General features: G+C 37.7%; 12 protein-coding genes. 7 read left to right on the top strand and 5 right to left on the bottom strand.

Translation table 11 applies throughout. The features are described 5' to 3' along the window. Positions 1 to 72 precede the first annotated feature (72 nt). On the top strand, positions 73 to 2,394 hold the full coding sequence (locus ACFIL2_RS08240) for an ATP-binding protein (RefSeq protein ID WP_375640565.1): 2,322 nt from the start codon (positions 73 to 75) through the stop codon (positions 2,392 to 2,394). On the opposite strand, the gene ACFIL2_RS08235 is transcribed toward ACFIL2_RS08240, so the two are convergent. After that, positions 2,391 to 2,915 carry a methylated-DNA--[protein]-cysteine S-methyltransferase gene (locus ACFIL2_RS08235; RefSeq protein ID WP_375620707.1) on the bottom strand — a complete coding sequence of 175 codons (525 nt, stop codon included), beginning with the start codon at positions 2,913 to 2,915 and terminating at the stop codon, positions 2,391 to 2,393. The genes ACFIL2_RS08240 and ACFIL2_RS08235 overlap by 4 nt on opposite strands. Before the next feature lie 447 nt (positions 2,916 to 3,362). On the opposite strand from ACFIL2_RS08235, the gene ACFIL2_RS08230 reads away from it, so the two are divergent. From ACFIL2_RS08230 to ACFIL2_RS08215, 4 genes are all read left to right on the top strand, one after another. Then, complete coding sequence (locus ACFIL2_RS08230) at positions 3,363 to 3,563, top strand: hypothetical protein (RefSeq protein ID WP_375634312.1); 201 nt, start codon at positions 3,363 to 3,365, stop codon at positions 3,561 to 3,563. 167 nt (positions 3,564 to 3,730) lie between these two features. Continuing rightward, on the top strand, positions 3,731 to 7,216 hold the full coding sequence (gene carB / locus ACFIL2_RS08225; protein WP_375680259.1) for a carbamoyl-phosphate synthase large subunit: 3,486 nt from the start codon (positions 3,731 to 3,733) through the stop codon (positions 7,214 to 7,216). A gap of 247 nt (positions 7,217 to 7,463) precedes the next feature. Beyond that, a complete protein-coding gene (locus ACFIL2_RS08220) occupies positions 7,464 to 7,673 on the top strand; it encodes a cold-shock protein (protein ID WP_012754908.1) in 210 nt (69 codons plus the stop codon). 321 nt (positions 7,674 to 7,994) lie between these two features. Next, the gene (locus tag ACFIL2_RS08215) at positions 7,995 to 9,197 is read left to right on the top strand and encodes a pyridoxal phosphate-dependent aminotransferase (protein WP_375634192.1); all 1,203 of its coding nucleotides are present in this window, start codon (positions 7,995 to 7,997) and stop codon (positions 9,195 to 9,197) included. 1,060 nt (positions 9,198 to 10,257) lie between these two features. On the opposite strand, the gene ACFIL2_RS08210 is transcribed toward ACFIL2_RS08215, so the two are convergent. After that, the gene (locus ACFIL2_RS08210; RefSeq protein WP_273791217.1) at positions 10,258 to 11,163 is read right to left on the bottom strand and encodes a LysR family transcriptional regulator; all 906 of its coding nucleotides are present in this window, start codon (positions 11,161 to 11,163) and stop codon (positions 10,258 to 10,260) included. Between the two features lie 42 nt (positions 11,164 to 11,205). After that, entirely contained in the window at positions 11,206 to 12,162 is a 957-nt protein-coding gene (gene trxB, locus ACFIL2_RS08205) for a thioredoxin-disulfide reductase (RefSeq protein WP_375680258.1), read from the bottom strand. 309 nt (positions 12,163 to 12,471) lie between these two features. On the opposite strand from trxB, the gene ACFIL2_RS08200 reads away from it, so the two are divergent. Then, complete coding sequence (locus ACFIL2_RS08200; protein ID WP_375631664.1) at positions 12,472 to 13,866, top strand: TrkH family potassium uptake protein; 1,395 nt, start codon at positions 12,472 to 12,474, stop codon at positions 13,864 to 13,866. A gap of 1,212 nt (positions 13,867 to 15,078) precedes the next feature. Here ACFIL2_RS08200 and ACFIL2_RS08195 read toward each other — a convergent pair. Together ACFIL2_RS08195 and greA are read right to left on the bottom strand one after the other, a co-directional pair. Then, positions 15,079 to 16,137: a glycosyltransferase family 4 protein gene (locus ACFIL2_RS08195; protein ID WP_375680257.1), complete on the bottom strand. Its 1,059-nt coding sequence runs from the start codon at positions 16,135 to 16,137 to the stop codon at positions 15,079 to 15,081. A gap of 17 nt (positions 16,138 to 16,154) precedes the next feature. Next, on the bottom strand, positions 16,155 to 16,628 hold the full coding sequence (gene greA / locus ACFIL2_RS08190; protein WP_007347010.1) for a transcription elongation factor GreA: 474 nt from the start codon (positions 16,626 to 16,628) through the stop codon (positions 16,155 to 16,157). Between the two features lie 338 nt (positions 16,629 to 16,966). Here greA and ACFIL2_RS08185 point away from each other — a divergent pair, with 338 nt between their 5' ends. Further along, positions 16,967 to 17,281: an SH3 domain-containing protein gene (locus tag ACFIL2_RS08185; RefSeq protein WP_375612971.1), complete on the top strand. Its 315-nt coding sequence runs from the start codon at positions 16,967 to 16,969 to the stop codon at positions 17,279 to 17,281. The last annotated feature ends 72 nt before the right edge of the window (positions 17,282 to 17,353 follow it).

Raw genomic sequence — 17,353 nt, 5'->3', positions numbered from 1 at the left:
CACTCGATGGGGTTACTATGAATATCGAAGCAGTTTTTAAATCACATTATTCCAGAATTAAAGGAACGCGAGATGGCTAAATTGGACGCATATAATGCGCCAAGGGAGGTGTATGCTGATTCAAAATCAAGCGCTCAAAGTCGCAAGAAGCGGACAGAGCGTACCAATCTATTTTCTGGTTCTGCCTATAAAAAACTTCTTTTTATTGAATCTTGGCTGCGACGTTCACTCCCATTTGTAATTCTTGCATTTCTTGTTATACTAGCAGCAATCCGTTTCCTATCAATCTATGATTGGCGCAACACAATTGATAAAAACACGCATTCTACCATCACTCTCTTAGCTTCTCATATTACCAATACAATCGACCGTGACTTACTTGCCGCCACTCGACAAGGAAAAGCTGCTGCTCTTTCTCATAATCATTTACAAAATATCCTAACCAATTTTCGTAACAAAGGTTTTATAAAAACCAGCGCTGTTATTGCTATTGTCGATCAAAAAGGCAATGTCCTAGCTTCATCAAGTTCCGAGATTGTCTTAGGAAAACCCTTACAGGATTTTACCTCTGAAAGCATTACTTTACAAGCTCTAGGAAAACATGCTGGAATCATGAAAATTACAATAGGAAAAGATATTCCTGCTCTTGCTTCCTTTCAGCAAACAGAAAATGGACAATATGGGGTATTCATCAGTAAAAAAATGCAACATATTTACATGGAATGGCGGAAAGCTCTCTCGTTAAATATAACCATGTTCATTGGAACTAGTGGCGTTATCCTCGCTCTTCTTTATGCTTATTATAACCAAATTGTACGAGCACGCAAAACAGATCTTGTTTCAGAAAAAATTCAAAACCGTATTGATATGGCAATGATGCGTGGACGCTGTGGACTATGGGATTGGAATATGGCAAGTGGACGCGTCTACTGGTCACGAGCAATGTACGAAATGCTCGGCTATGTCCCTCAAGATGCATTGCTCTCAATTTCCCAAATTAGCGCCATTATCAATCCAAATGATGCGAATTTTTTTGACCTTGCTCAGGAATTAATGAGCGGTAAAAAAAAGCATATCGATATTAACGTTCCTATGCGTCATGCTGATGGTCATTATGTATGGATGCGCATTCGTGCCGAAGTGACTGAAGAAGAAGAACCCCATTTGGTTGGTATTTCCTTCGATATTAGTGAACAGCAACAATTGGCTGAACAAACGGCGCAAGCCGACCTTCGTATCCGTGATGCGATTGAAAACATTTCAGAATCTTTCGTCTTGTGGGATGCTGAAGGACGTTTAGTCATGTCCAACAGCAAATTTTGCGAATATGCCGCTATTCCTAAACAAATTCTACAATCAGGTATCCAACGTGCAACCGTCGAAGCCATGGCACGCCCTGCACTCAGTGAATATCCCCTTAAAGATGATGGTACTGGTAACTTAACCAGTATTCGCCAAACGGCAGATGGTTGTTGGCTCAAAATTAACGAACGACGAACCCAAGATGGAGGATTGGTTTGTATTGGTACTGATATTTCTGAGCTTAAACAACAACAGGAAAAATTTGAAGACAGTGAAAGGCGTCTTTTTTCTTTCATTCAAGAACTCAAGCGCGCGCGAGGGAGTGCTCAACAACGCGCAACAGAAGTTGAAAAACTTAATAAAAGTTTGAAAGCAGAAAAAGAACGCGCCGAAAGTGCTAATAAGGCTAAATCAGAATTTTTAGCCAATATGTCTCATGAATTGCGCACGCCTCTGAATGCTATTCTTGGTTTTTCAGACATCATGTTGCAATCAACTTTTGGTCCTCTTGGTTCACAACGCTATAAGGAATATATGCATGATATTTACAATTCAGGAACCCATCTTCTAACCCTTATCAATGACATCCTTGATATGTCAAAAATCGAAGCAGGAAGATTTACGCTTGATTGTAAAAATACCGATCTTGAGCCCATCATTAGTGAAGCAGTACGAACATTAACGCCTCAAGCTCAAGAAAAAAATATTGTTGTTACAACAAACATTACCCCAGAACTTCATGCTGAAGTTGATGGTCGTGCAATGAAACAGATTTTCCTTAATCTCATCTCTAATGCCGTTAAATTTACGCCTTCTGGTGGAAATATTGATGTCTGCGCTTTCAAGAAAAAAAATAATCTTATTTTTAAAATTACAGATACAGGTGTTGGTATTCCCCAATCAGCAATTAAAAAACTTGGGCAACCTTTTGAACAAGTTGAAAATCAGCTTACTAAATCTCATACGGGCTCAGGTCTTGGCTTAGCCATTTCACGCTCCTTGCTAGAACTCCACAAAGGAAAACTTGAAATTACTTCAAAAGAAATGAAAGGAACAACTGTAACGATTATAATGCCCATCACACAAAGTTAAATTTCTCCATTTTGTTCTCGTTGTAGTAAAATCTGTTTCCGTTTGTCCCCCCAACGATACCCTGAAATAAAACCATTTTTACGCACAACACGATGACAAGGAATGATAACAGCCAATTCGTTACGTGCACAGGCATTAGCAACGGCACGAAAAGCTTTCGGCATACCAATACGGCACGCTAAGATCTCATAGGAAATTGTTTCACCACATGGTATATCACATAATACTGCCCATACTTGTCGTTGAAAAACTGTACCATTTATATCTAAGGGAAAATTATATTTTTTTACCAGCTTAGGTGTTTCTATCATGGCTATAATATGGGCAACTTCTCTCTTAAATGTATTGTCACCTACAACTTGTTGTGCATCACCAAAGCGTATCGTAAACTCCTGTAATAATTGCTCTATAGTGTCTCCTAACGCTATATGACAAATCCCTTTTTGAGACCTAGCCACCAAAAGCTTTCCTATTGATACATCTTTCAAACAGAATACTCTTGTTTGGGAAATGTTCAGCATTTTAGCCTTCTTTATATTTTAAATAAGTCTTGAACATCATCAATAAAGTAAAAGGAGAGTATTCACTATCTTTTAAAAACAAACAAAATCATTCTGAAATTATATCCTTAGCCATTGTATTAAAATACACTCTCACCCTTTTATGAAATGGAAAGATACATAGATTGACTGTCTTCCTACCCTAAAACAGAAACTTCGACCAGAGCCGATCTATCAACAATCTTGCTTTTTATATAACAGATTCCAACTGAAACCATTTTATATGGTTTATTTCATAAGCTCTCTACAGACAAATCCTGTCCTGAATTCTATCATACACTCTAACAAAAAACACCTTAATGTGGTAAATTTTCATACCTTATATCACAGCTCTAAACGGCAGTATTTTACGGAAAAACACGATAAGCTTCCCATTTCATTTTACGAAATCCCATCGAACCATAAATAATGGCTTATGTTTTACAAGCAACAGAAAAAGCGCGTGCTCTCTTAAGCAAAAAACGTCATAAAACACAAAATATGCCGGCAATGGATTGGAAAGATGTTCTGGCTTTTTATGCTCCACGTATGCTTGAATATTCTAATTTGTTGGAGCACTGTTATTATTTTTTTATCAAAGGTCATACTTTTGATAGACTGATGAGATGACTCAACTCAAAAAAGAAATTTATCTTCAATTTTATGAAAAAAAGCATGGAAAAGGTATTTTAATGCTTACTTTCTTTGTCACTTAACTTATAAAATGATTGTAGCCTCAGAACTGAAATATTTTGCCCGCAACAATCGCACATAGATATTTGTCATAGGAAAAAGTCATGCCCAAACGCACAGATATAAAATCTATTCTTATCATCGGAGCAGGACCTATTATCATTGGTCAGGCATGTGAATTTGATTATTCAGGCACTCAAGCCTGTAAAGCATTAAAAGAAGAAGGTTACCGAATTATTTTGGTAAATTCTAATCCTGCCACGATTATGACAGATCCAGATCTAGCTGATGCAACTTATATAGAGCCCATTACTCCTGAAATAGTTGCCAAAATTATTGCCCACGAGCGTCCCGATGCCCTTTTACCCACTATGGGAGGACAAACAGCCCTCAATACTGCTTTATCATTAAAGCGTATGGGTATTTTAGACCGCTATCATGTTGAAATGATAGGAGCCAATGCTGATGCTATTGATAAAGCTGAAGATCGTGCTTTATTCCGCCAAGCGATGGCAAAAATCGGTTTGGAAACGCCACGCTCTATGTTAGCCAATGCAACAGAACTGAAAGAAGAAAATCGCCAACAACACGCAAAAACGTGTGCTGAACTTAAAGCCAAGCTTTCTGGTGCTGCGCTTGACAAAGCACTCGAAGAACTTGAGCGCAACTGGCGACATACCGAAGCTGATCGCAAACAACATTATATCGCCCATGCAACAGCAAAAGCAGTTCAAGCTCTTGATGTTGTCGGGCTTCCAGCTATTATTCGTCCTTCATTTACCCTTGGTGGAACTGGTGGTGGAATTGCTTATAACCGCTCTGAATTCTATGAAATTATTGAACGTGGGCTTGAAGCTTCACCAACAACAGAAGTATTAATTGAAGAAAGTGTTTTAGGGTGGAAAGAATATGAGATGGAAGTTGTTCGTGATAAGAACGACAATTGTATCATCGTTTGTTCTATTGAAAACATTGATCCGATGGGGATTCATACCGGTGATTCGATCACTGTAGCACCTGCTCTCACCTTAACCGATAAAGAATATCAATGTATGCGTAATGATTCGATTGCTGTTTTGCGTGAAATTGGTGTTGAAACGGGGGGATCCAATGTACAGTTTGCTGTCAATCCTGAAAATGGGCGCCTCATTGTTATTGAAATGAATCCGCGTGTTTCTCGCTCTTCAGCGCTTGCCTCAAAAGCAACGGGGTTTCCCATTGCTAAAGTAGCGGCTAAACTGGCTGTTGGTTATACACTTGATGAATTAAAAAATGATATCACGGGTGGTGCAACACCAGCATCATTTGAGCCTTCTATTGACTATATTGTGACAAAAATTCCTCGTTTTGCGTTCGAAAAATTTCCCGGTTCATCACCTGTCCTCACAACTGCGATGAAATCTGTAGGAGAAGTCATGGCAATTGGACGCACTTTTCAAGAATCGTTACAAAAAGCACTCCGTGGACTTGAAACAGGGCTTACGGGTCTTGATGAAATTGTGATTCCAGAGCATGCTGAAGGTGATGAAAAAAGTTCTATACGCTCCGCCATTGCCATACCAAGCCCTGATCGTCTACGCTATATTGCTCAAGCCATGCGCACAGGCTTACCCTTAAATGAGATTCACCAAATTAGCAAAATTGATCCGTGGTTTTTAGAACAAATAGCCTCCATCATTGAAATGGAGCAGCGTATCCGCATTCATGGATTACCCCAAGACGCAGATAACTTACGTATGTTAAAAGCTATGGGCTTTTCAGATGCGCGATTAGCCTCCCTTACAGGGAAAGAACCCGATTATATCGCAGCTTTACGCAAATCACTGAATGTTAAACACGTCTTCAAACGGATTGATACTTGTGCCGCTGAATTTTCTTCTCCTACAGCCTATATGTATTCAACATATGAAGTTCCCTTTGCAGGTGTAGAGCACTCGGAAGCACACGTTTCTGAACGCAAAAAAATTGCTATTTTAGGCGGTGGACCAAACCGCATTGGGCAAGGTATTGAATTTGATTACTGTTGCTGCCACGCTGCTTTTGCACTGCGTGATGCAGGATTTGAAGCGATTATGATTAACTGTAATCCTGAAACAGTTTCAACCGACTATGATACCTCTGATCGCCTTTACTTTGAATCTTTAACAACAGAAGACGTTATCGCTATTTTAGAAGCAGAACAGGAAAAAGGAGATTTGGTTGGAGTCATCGTCCAATTTGGCGGACAAACACCCTTGAAATTGGCAAGCGCTCTAGAAAAACACAACATCCCCATCCTAGGTACTTCACCTGACGCTATCGACTTAGCAGAAGATAGAGATCGCTTTCAAAAACTGTTATTTAAACTTAATTTAACACAACCTAAAAATGGTATTGCCCACTCCATTGAACAGGCACGCCTCATTGCCCACGAACTAGGCTTCCCCTTGGTTGTACGTCCCTCTTATGTTTTAGGAGGACGTGCTATGCAAATTATCCGTGATGAACGTAGCTTACAAAATTATTTACTTGAGAGTGTCCCCGAATTAATTTCAGAAGATATCAAAGTCCGTTATCCTAACGACACAACAGGACAAATCAATATATTGCTTGGTAAAAATCCGCTTCTCTTTGATACCTATTTAACAGAAGCAATTGAAGTAGACGTCGATTGTCTATGTGATGGCAAAGAAACACTAATCGTTGGTATTATGGAACACATTGAAGAAGCTGGTATCCACTCTGGTGATTCAGCATGTTCTTTACCAGTCCATACGCTCTCAAATAAAATAGTTACTGAATTAGAGCGCCAAACCAAAGCATTAGCACAAGCACTTCATGTTCGCGGCTTAATGAATGTACAATATGCTATAAAAGATGACACCATTTATGTCTTAGAAGTCAATCCCCGTGCTTCACGTACTGTCCCATTTGTTGCAAAAACGATTGGTCGCCCTATTGCTAAAATGGCTGCACGTATTATGGCAGGAGAAACGCTTCATGATGCTCTTCAAGCTTATGGTGGATTACCTTCTTTGCAGAAAAAACAACATATTGCTGTCAAGGAAGCAGTATTTCCTTTTGCTCGTTTTTCAGGTGTTGATACACTTCTTGGTCCAGAAATGCGCTCAACCGGTGAAGTTATGGGTCTTGACTATGAATTTTCGCTTGCTTTTGCTAAAGCCCAACTTGGAGCTGGTGTAAAACTCCCTAAAGAGGGAACTTTGTTCGTTTCTGTAAGGGATGAAGATAAAAAACGCATCTTAAATCCTGTAAAACGTTTAACTGAGCTTGGCTTTTCTGTTGTCGCCACAAGTGGAACACAAAAATTTCTCACCGAACACCACGTTGAAGCAAAAAAAATCAACAAAGTTCTAGAGGGACACCCCCATATTGAAGATGCTATTCGTAATCGCCAAATTCAATTGATTTTTAATACAACTAGCACTGCCAGTGCCATCTCAGACTCAAAATCATTACGTTATGCAGCACTCATGCAAAATGTTCCCTATTATACAACAATATCTGGAGCCGAAGCCGTCGTAGAAGCGATCAAAGCACTCAAAAAAAGGCACCTTGAGGTACGTTCACTACAAAGTTATTTTAGTTGAATTTTTTTCTACTTAGCAAAATGTACACTGTTTTCTTATTTTTTCTTTATATAAAAATTGATTAAGACTTGCTTTTTGTTCTAAAAACTTTTATAGAGGTTTCATCGAATTTTCGGTTACGTGACTTTCTTTCCTGTGCAATCTGCACTTTCGACGAAACTTCTCCCACCTAATTTCGATCTACAACCGTATTGAAGGAATAAAAGCTTCAATGCTCAATATAATTATATATTCTAAGGAGTTTCCTATGTCTACAGGAACAGTTAAGTGGTTTAATACAACAAAAGGTTTCGGATTCATTCAGCCTAGTGATGGTAGTGCAGATGTATTTGTACACATTTCTGCCGTCGAGCGTTCAGGTCTAAACAGTCTTAATGAAGGGCAAAAAATCTCTTATGATGTTCTTCAAGATCGTCGTTCAGGAAAATTTGCCGCTGGTAACCTTGCAGCACTTTAAAGTTTAAATTCTGCAATATTTTATTTAGAAATCTTCGTCTGTAGAGACGAAGATTTTTTATTTTGTATAAAGCATTATTTTACCTTGTTAAAATAAAAGACTGTTTATCTCCTTTGCACAATTCATCAAACCTCTTTTATACTTCCTCAAAAACTTTCATAAAATCTACGAAGAGATTATCTTGTAAAATATCTCAAAAAAGAAGAATATAAAGCCCGTGTAAGAGTATTTTGGAAGTTTTTTATTGCATACAATATAATCTCTTATAGAATATCCTTAAAGCAATAACCATTTGTTGATATAATATAAGGATTTAAAATTATGGCTTTTATTGCCGACAAACTGTCTCGTATCAAACCTTCTGCAACAATTGCTGCTTCTCAAAAGGCCCGTCATTTAAAAGCATTAGGGCGCAATGTTATTGCTTTAAGTGCTGGAGAGCCAGACTTTGATACCCCAGACAACATCAAAAACGCGGCTATTGAAGCTATTCGAAGGGGAAAAACAAAATACCCTCCCATATCTGGAATTCCAGAATTGCGCCAAGCAATTTCTGCAAAGTTTAAAAGAGAAAATAACCTTCTTTATCAACCAGAACAAATTATTGTTGGTACTGGTGGAAAACAAATTCTCTTTAATGCATTCATGGCAACTTTGAATAAAGGAGATGAGGTCATCATTCCATCCCCTTATTGGGTTAGTTATCCAGAAATGGTCGCACTCAACGATGGTACGCCTGTCTTTTTAGAAACAAAAGCCGAATTTTCTTATAAACTCCAACCACAAGAGCTAGAAGCTGCCATTACCCCCAAAACCAAATGGTTCATCTTTAACTCTCCTTCAAATCCATCAGGTGCCGCTTATACACATAATGAATTGAAAAAACTCACAGATGTTTTAGTAAAATATCCTCATGTTTATATCCTTTCCGATGATATATATGAACATCTCACATATGAGGGTTTTACCTTTGTGACTCCAGCTCAAGTAGAACCAGCGCTTTATGAGCGTACACTCACAATGAATGGTGTTTCTAAAGCCTATGCGATGACGGGATGGAGAATCGGTTATGCAGGCGGACCACAAGAATTAATTAAAGCCATGGATACCATTCAAGGACAGCAAACATCTGGAACAAGTGTCATTTCACAATGGGCTGCGGTTGAAGCACTCAACGGGCCACAAGACTTTATTGCTAAAAATAAAAATATTTTTCAAGCACGCCGTGATCTCGTTGTCTCCATGCTAAATCAAGCTCCTGGCATTCACTGTCCAACGCCTGAGGGTGCTTTTTATGTTTATCCTTCTTGCACCGGACTTATTGGAAAGAAAACACCCAATGGTCAACGTATTACGAATGATGAAGACTTTGCCATAGCGCTTCTAGAAACAGAAGCTGTTGCTGTCGTCCAAGGATCTGCTTTTGGACTTGGATCAGCTTTTCGTATTTCTTATGCAACATCAGAAGAATTACTTGAAAAAGCTTGTATACGTATACAGCGTTTTTGCAACAGTTTAATTTAAAATTTTTAATATCATCTCTTGTGATTGTTTTTTGCCGAATGTTAGTATATCCGAGAAAATATCTGAAACTGTGTCATGGTCTAAATCTATCGATTCAGCAAAAATATCTATGAATAAACACAAAAATAGATGCTGTAGATAAAGATCAAAAAAATTTAGCTATCAAATAAATGAATCGGTCTATTATCATAAGAGATGACAAGCCTATTCTACTTTCTCCATTCAATTTATAACTCTAAAAAAGACCGAGCACTTTTAAACACAATTGCCCTTATAATCAAAGGCCCTTACAATAAAATCTCTTCTATTTCTCAGCTTCTTCTTCGTCCTAAAACGAAGAAGAAGCCACCTCCCATCGTTGTGTAAACAATCCAGTTTCCTTTAAGTTCTATTTAATAACTACTTGATTTACTTCATAGGCTTTATGAACAAGACCTGCCTTAAATATTCACCTCACATTCTAATAAAAAGCACTTCATGTATAAGGTTTTAAATATTTTATATCACGCCCCTAAAAGACAGACTTTTACAGTACAATAGAATACCCCCTCTCAAACTCCTCATTGAATTTTAGTATTCTTAAAAAATTGTTGGATATCCACCAGTTTCGAAATTTTTTCTTTATCATCTTCCCATATATTGCAATTTCTAGGGACTCTTTCAAAAATTAAAAAAAAGCCGGACATATGTCCGGCAAATTTGGAAAATCCTCAGAGATAAAATCAATCTGATAGATCTTCGTAAGGGAACACTCAAGAAAACGAAACTGGGAGGCAACATAATCAAGAGATAATATTCTATGTCATTTTATAAGGAAAAGCACAACAAAGACTTAAGCGTATCTGCTATGCAATAAACACATAGCTTTAAATTTGTCTCCATCATGTACCACTCTCTTTAATTAAATAGTAAAAATGTTAACTACACCATCACACGATTGTCCATTTTTCAATATATAATAATCCTCATGGTTGCTAGTATTCATAAAAAACATTTATCCCTCTTTTCAAAAATATTTACCCGCACAGCTAATTATTCCTTATAAATTAAGATATTAATATTAAAAAGACCACTGGCGAGCTTTTAAAAAAATATAATCTCGAAAAGCATTTAACCTTGCCAAATTCTTTAAATTATAAGGATAACAAAAAAAAGTATCAAAAGAAGGAATATCAACCATATCAGGAAAAAGACGCACTAAATGCTCATCATTATTGACGATATAATCAGGAAGCACAGCAATCCCAAGATCACGCATAAGCGCATTCTTTATTGAGATGATATTGTTGATTTGTAAAACTGAAACGCGCAATGATCCATCACTTCTACCAGCCTTTTCCAACCAATTTAAACCAGACAAATAAGGTGGAACAGGTTCACCGAACGAAATAATACGATGCTCATCGAGATCAGACAATTTTTCCGGCTTTCCATAATTTGCAATATACTTTTCCGAAGCATAAACATGCATATGAATTGTAAAGAGTTTTCTTTGTATAAGATCAGGTTGTTTGGGTTGATGCAAGCGAACAGCACAGTCCGCATGACACATTGTCAAATCAAGCTCTTCATCGGAAAGCAAAAGCTGAACCTGCATATCAGGATAAAGACTAAGAAATTCTGGCATACGCTCTGCAATCCACCCTGCCCCCATTCCAAAGGTCGAGGTCACACGCAAGTGCCCCGTTGGTTTTGCATAGCTTTCACTTAATTGCAAACGCACACTTTCAAGCTTCATCAAAACATCATGAGCTGTACGATAAAGAGTTTCTCCCTGTTCTGTAAGAATCAAACCACGCGCATGACGTTGAAATAAGGATACCCCAACCTCTTGTTCTAAAGCCGAAACCTGTCGTGAAACGGCTGATTGAGATAAATGAAGTTTTTGAGCAGCATGCGTAAAAGATCCCGCTTCTGCTGCAGCGTGAAAAACCCTTAACTTATCCCAATCCAACGGTGGCGCCACAATTAATTCTACCTCTATATTCTCTATGTTCTCAATGAGTGACTAACGCTTGGGTATATCCAAAAACCGTTCTGCTTCCAACGCTGCCATACATCCTCTTCCCGCAGCTGTTACAGCTTGGCGGAATGTTTCATCTGTCACATCCCCAGCAGCAAAAACACCAGCAATGCTTGTTGCTGTTGAGTCGGGTGCTGTCCATAAATAGCCGCCTCGTTTTTGTTTCAGCTGTCCTTCAAACAGAGAAACAGCAGGATCATGCCCAATGGCAATAAATATGCCCTCTGCATTCACTTTCATCTCGTGACCTGTCTTAACATTTTTCAGACGTGCCCCTGTTACAACAGCGCCCTTTGAATCTTGAGCTGGCAGCCCCACAATTTCTTCAACCACATGATCCCAAAGAACACGCACATTATTACAAGCCAGCAACCTATCTTGTAAAATTTTTTCTGCCCGAAACTGTCCCCGCCTGTGAACCACGCTTACACTTTTAGCCAAATGCGATAAATAAAGTGCTTCTTCAACAGCCGTATTTCCTCCTCCCACGACAATAACGTCCTTATCACGATAAAAAAAGCCATCACATGTAGCACAAGCGGAAACACCTCCGCCCATAAAGGTCTGTTCACTTTCTAAACCAAGCCAGCGCGCTTGAGCTCCTGTTGCAATAATCAGTGCATCACAAGAATATTGTGTTCCTGAATCCCCATATAAGACAAAAGGATACTTCAACAAATCAGCCTTTATAATTGTATCATAGACAATTTTTGTCCCCATATTCTCAGCTTGTTTCGCCATTTGTTCCATCAACCATGGTCCTTGAATGGGATCTGCAAAACCTGGATAATTCTCAACATCAGTTGTAATTGTTAATTGTCCACCCTGCTGCAAGCCCGTCACCAAAACCGGCTTAAGCATTGCTCTTGCTGCATAGATCGCCGCTGTATAACCAGCCGGACCTGAGCCAATAATCAGCAGACGAATATGCGATTGTACCATTAAATCCCCTTCACTTTATTATAATTAATTATTCTATAAATGATAACGGAATGCAGCCTTTTAAAAAAATATTTTTCAAGAGCCCTAATTATGTTATGTATACTTCTTTTCAAGTTTTATGAAAAGGTCTGATTACTAATTCATCAAGGCACGCTAATGTTAAGAATTAATCCTTATCCTATAAAGAGAAAAATGTAACTTCTTATGAGCACAAAACCATAATAAAAAGAGATACAAAGATAGGGAACGATCATTTTTCAATTTATTATCAATGTCTGTGCACGTTTTGCCTTAATCATGGGAGGAGCAATGCTTTTGCCAATTTTTGTGGATTTGCACGACAACAATCGTAATTGGATAAGTTTTCTCTATTCTTGTGCCATAACTACCATGTTAGCAACGCTGATTCTTTTAGCAACTAAGGGAGCTACTTGTCGTTTTTCAGCACGGCTTGGCTTTATGCTCACTGTTTGTCTTTGGCTTACAGGAAGCATCGTAGGTGCCTTACCTCTTTATCTTTCTCCTCTTCCCATTTCTCTAGCAGGAGCCATTTTTGAATCTGTTTCTGGAATTACAACAACAGGCTCCACAGTCCTTTCTGATCTTGATAATTTATCGCGAAGTATTTTATTATGGCGTTCTCTTATATGCTGGATTGGGGGCATTGGTTTTATCGGTTTAGCCCTCTTAATTTTGCCTTCACTGCGTGTGGGTGGCGTGCGACTTTTTCATATGGAATCATCTGATAAATCTGAAAAAATATTGCCTCGCATCAACCAAATTGCTAACGGAATTATCATCGCTTATGTTGGGTTAACATTGGCTTGTATGCTTTCTTATTTTGCTGCAGGCATGAATTTATTTGATGCCATTAACCATGCAATGAGTACAGTAGCAACAGCTGGTTTTTCAACGCATGATGCTTCTTTTGGCTATTTTTCTGATACACCAGCCATCTTAATTATTTCAACAATCTTCATGTTGCTTTCTGCTTTACCTTTCGTACTTTATGTTAAATTAGTCCTTCCTGGACACTCCAAACGCTTCCTTGACCCACAAGTGATTGTTTTTCTCCATATCGTTCTCCTTTTCAGCTTTGCTTTAGCGGCATGGCTACGGTTTTATGATCATCGCGCGTTCCACTTGATTTTTCTTGATGTCATTTTTCACCTTTCATCCATTATTAGCACCACCGGTTACAGCGCTGAAGATTATCAACTTTGGGGACCGTTTGCGCTTGGAATTTTCTTTATTGTTTCTTTTACAGGCGGATGTGCTGGTTCTACTTCTGGTGGCATGAAAATCAATCGCCTCATTATTCTTTGGCGTATTACACAAACAAATATAGAAAAACTTCTTTCTCCTAATGTCGTTGTAAAAGCGCGCTACGATCACTCAAATATATCAAATGATGTTGCTCAAGCCGTTTTATTTTTTGTCTGTCTTTATATGTTTTGCCTTGTTATCGGCACTGCACTTTTGCTTACAACCGGTCTTGACTTTACCTCTGCCTTTACGGGGGTCTTAACCGCACTTTCAAATGTTGGTCCAGGCTTTGGAGATATTATTGGCCCCACTGGTAATTTCTCTACAATCAACGATCATGCTTTATGGATTTTAAGTTTTCTAATGTTAGCTGGACGCCTTGAAATCATAACAATATTCGTCCTTTTTATTCCCGCTTTCTGGCGTGAACAATTCTAATGCAGAGATATTTTATGCTACCATGATAAAAAATTTACAAGATAAAAAGGTGAGAACAGTATGCGTCATAATATTCACTCCTCACCCAATCTACTGAAGATTTCCTAAAATTTCATACAAAACATCATATCAATGATATAAAAATAATTCAACAAAAACAATCAAATACCGATATTCTCAAAGCCATAACATATAAAACTTCCCTTTATTGATCTTCTTTATCAAATAAAGTGGACGCATAGAACATTCTTTTTTACAAATAATCTCTCATGCAAAAATATGAACATTTGCTGATAAAAGTGTTTTTTCTTTTTAATAGAGTTACACCCTTATAGAAAATAAAATGCTATTATATTACGAACTCACAAGCTTATAAAAAAACATCTCACAATACTCATCACCCCCATTTCACGACAGCCCTCATGAAAGATATAAAATGGGCACCATCATTTTTACTTAAATAACAATAAGGTGCAAGTCGGTACCAAAAAATAAGATATAAATTAGTACCACCATATTATTTTCTTTCTATTAATGTCGTAACAGCCTGCATTTCAGACAATTTATAAGAAATCTCTTTACACCCTGTCTTCAATAGTTTTTATCCACCACATGCCTTCTTCCAATTGTGATGTACAAGAAGATAGCTCTCATTGTTAATATCAACAGATTTTACATGAGAAAATCTTACGGTACTCAAAGCTCTTATTCAAATTGAAAAGGTAAATTATCTATAAAAATCATATATATATATATTGATCTTAAATCCATCTTATTATGAATTTATTGAAAATATGTACGACTATTTTATCCATGGAGATACCATCATTATCTTTTTAAGACAAGAAAACGTTTTTTTTGCTATCTATTTAAGTCTTACAAAACGAACAATATCAGCACGACACCGTATAAGATAGTGCATAAATCCCCAGACTTGAGTTAAAGCATTATTTTCTTATTCTAAAATATCAATGAATAAAAGTAGCTTTCTTCTCTCCTAGTATGCTTTATCATAAACTACATATCGCTCTCAAGCGTATACATTTTTAATATTTTATCCAAAATTTTGAGAACTTTTTATAGCGTGCTACTAAAGACAATATAAATTTTGTAAAATAACATTTATATCATTGAGCTGTTTTCTTAATGACTATGAAAAACCTTTAAGAAAAATACTTTTATCATTCCTCAAAAAGATTTTTGATATAATAATCAAAGTGTTTTTTCTGCAAACAGTTCTTTGTAGACACGCCCAATCTCCGCAGTCTCCTTTTCCAAAGGAAAGTGAGTACGAACATGGGTTAAAGCTTTCTTTCCGGCTGCCAATGTTTTTTCTACATCAGCAAAATAAGGTTCAATTGCTGCTGTTAAAGCCGCTCCATCTCCTGCTTTTACAACTGTTCCTGTCGCTTCTACAACCAATTCTTTATAAGCTCCTGCATCACTCGTTACAACCGCAACCTGTGATGCCATTGCTTCTAATGGTGTTAAACCGAAACCTTCTGTACGAGAGGGTGCAACATAAAGTGTTAAACGACGGTACCATAAAGGGATGTCCAGAATCTCACCAAGAAAAATAATGCGATCATCCAGACCAGCCTTAGCAATCTTTTGGCGTAATTCTTTTTCAAAATGATAATATTGCTCTGTCGTACGACCAGCGATAAGTGCTGTCCATTCAGGATAGTCAGGCAATAATGCTATCATGGCATCAACAAATAAATCTGTTCCCTTTGAGTAGCGCAGACGCCCAAAACATCCTACCGCATATTTTCCTGGAAATCCTGTCGAAGAAAAGCAATCATCAAGAGTGTGTGGTGGAGTAAAACGCCTCACATCCACCCCATGCATAATAACCTTATGAGGCACTTCTAAATAGACGCCCGTACGTGTACTGGTAGCGATAACCCTATCCATACAGCGAATCAACCATTTGGTAAAAGGCTTATGATGACGTTGTGAAGCCGATGTGAAGATAAGTTTCAGCTTCATTCGCAAAACATCGCGCAAAAAGATCCCACAAAGCATCTCAATATTGCGTCGTGCATGCCAAATACGAAACGGCTTCCCTTTCGGACTTTTCCAAAGTCCGAAAAGGTCCCTAAAGGCAAGAGTTGGCAAAGTTCGTGGTAAACCAAACCCCAAAGTGGATATACGCACACCCTGTTCGCGTTGCAGTGGAATAAGCTGAATAATCGTAGATGTTACTCCCGACAAACGCCTTTTAAAGTGAGGCGCAATAATTTCAGTTTCGTCCAAAGATACACGCATAATAATCCATATGTTATTTAGATGTACTGAACCTTAATGATCTCGTAATTATGCGCACCACCTGGTGCATTCACCTCAATCACATCACCTTCTTGCTTGCCAATAAGTGCACGTGCGATAGGCGAAGAAATAGAGATTTTACCAACCTTTACATCAGCTTCTTGATCTCCTACGATCTGATACACTTTTTTTTCTTCAGTGTCCTCATCCAAGAGTTTAATGGTTGCGCCAAATTTTATTTTGTCACCTGAAAGACGCGAGACATCTATAACTTCTGCTCGTGCGATATAATCTTCAAGCTCATTTATACGCCCCTCATTATGACTTTGCGCTTCTTTAGCTGCATGATACTCAGCATTTTCAGATAAATCACCATGCGCACGCGCCTCAGAAATTGCTTCAATAATTCGCGGACGCTCCTGTTGTTGACGCCAACGCAACTCTTCTTTAAGACTCTCAAAACCAGCTGTAGTCATCGGAACTTTTTCCATAATCCGTCCCTTTCTATTACACGGAAGGTTTAATAAAAATACAAAAAACGGCTTCCAAAATTACTTTTGGAATCCGAAAACTACGATCTTTTTTATTATATAGTACAGTATCGCTGTTTTCCATATAAAAATAAATAAAGGAAACAAAACATGCACAAATAGTGATTAAAACATCTCATTTTGGTGTTTAAAACGTTAAACTTCACTCTTCTCTTTAAAGTGTCCTAAAGAAGAAAGAATTGTATTTTTTTCTGTTTTATCATAATCTAGTAAAAGAAATTATATAGAATATGAAGAGAGAAGGATAGAAAATCTCTAAAGAAATTCTTTACAGAAAAATGAAAAAAATCGTCATTTTTTTTATGTTTGGCTCTTTCTTTTTAGCCACAACAATATCAGAGGCAGCAGATGCTTTTGTTACGAGAAATCTTAATTTTAGAACAGGTCCCAGCACTCAATATGCACTTTGCGGCTTAATCTCTGCTGGAGAATTAGTTTTTGTTAAAAACTGTGAAGGAAATTGGTGCCATATCCGATATAACACTCAAATAGGTTGGGTGTCATCTCGTTATCTTTCATTTAAAGATGGAAATGATCTTTATCACACATATACAATGTCTTTAATGCCCAAACGTACCGATTATTCTCCATAACAGCCATAATAACTTATGCCCTCTTGAATATCATCATGGCAAAAATGCAATAGTGTTCACGAACAACCACAA

This window comes from Bartonella sp. AP30XZML, from assembly GCF_042195945.1.
In the GTDB taxonomy this organism is placed as follows: domain Bacteria; phylum Pseudomonadota; class Alphaproteobacteria; order Rhizobiales; family Rhizobiaceae; genus Bartonella.
This window is presented reverse-complemented; position numbering and strand designations above follow the sequence as displayed.

Excerpts from the sequence above, each read along its gene's own strand:
- greA (WP_007347010.1), bottom strand. The coding sequence starts at position 16,628 with ATGGAAAAAGTTCCGATGACTACAGCTGGTTTTGAGAGTCTTAAAGAA.
- carB (WP_375680259.1), top strand. The coding sequence starts at position 3,731 with ATGCCCAAACGCACAGATATAAAATCTATTCTTATCATCGGAGCAGGA.
- ACFIL2_RS08235 (WP_375620707.1), bottom strand. The coding sequence starts at position 2,915 with ATGCTGAACATTTCCCAAACAAGAGTATTCTGTTTGAAAGATGTATCA.
- ACFIL2_RS08215 (WP_375634192.1), top strand. The coding sequence starts at position 7,995 with ATGGCTTTTATTGCCGACAAACTGTCTCGTATCAAACCTTCTGCAACA.
- ACFIL2_RS08185 (WP_375612971.1), top strand. The coding sequence starts at position 16,967 with ATGAAAAAAATCGTCATTTTTTTTATGTTTGGCTCTTTCTTTTTAGCC.
- ACFIL2_RS08240 (WP_375640565.1), top strand. The coding sequence starts at position 73 with ATGGCTAAATTGGACGCATATAATGCGCCAAGGGAGGTGTATGCTGAT.
- ACFIL2_RS08230 (WP_375634312.1), top strand. The coding sequence starts at position 3,363 with ATGGCTTATGTTTTACAAGCAACAGAAAAAGCGCGTGCTCTCTTAAGC.
- trxB (WP_375680258.1), bottom strand. The coding sequence starts at position 12,162 with ATGGTACAATCGCATATTCGTCTGCTGATTATTGGCTCAGGTCCGGCT.
- ACFIL2_RS08200 (WP_375631664.1), top strand. The coding sequence starts at position 12,472 with ATGCTTTTGCCAATTTTTGTGGATTTGCACGACAACAATCGTAATTGG.
- ACFIL2_RS08195 (WP_375680257.1), bottom strand. The coding sequence starts at position 16,137 with ATGCGTGTATCTTTGGACGAAACTGAAATTATTGCGCCTCACTTTAAA.
- ACFIL2_RS08220 (WP_012754908.1), top strand. The coding sequence starts at position 7,464 with ATGTCTACAGGAACAGTTAAGTGGTTTAATACAACAAAAGGTTTCGGA.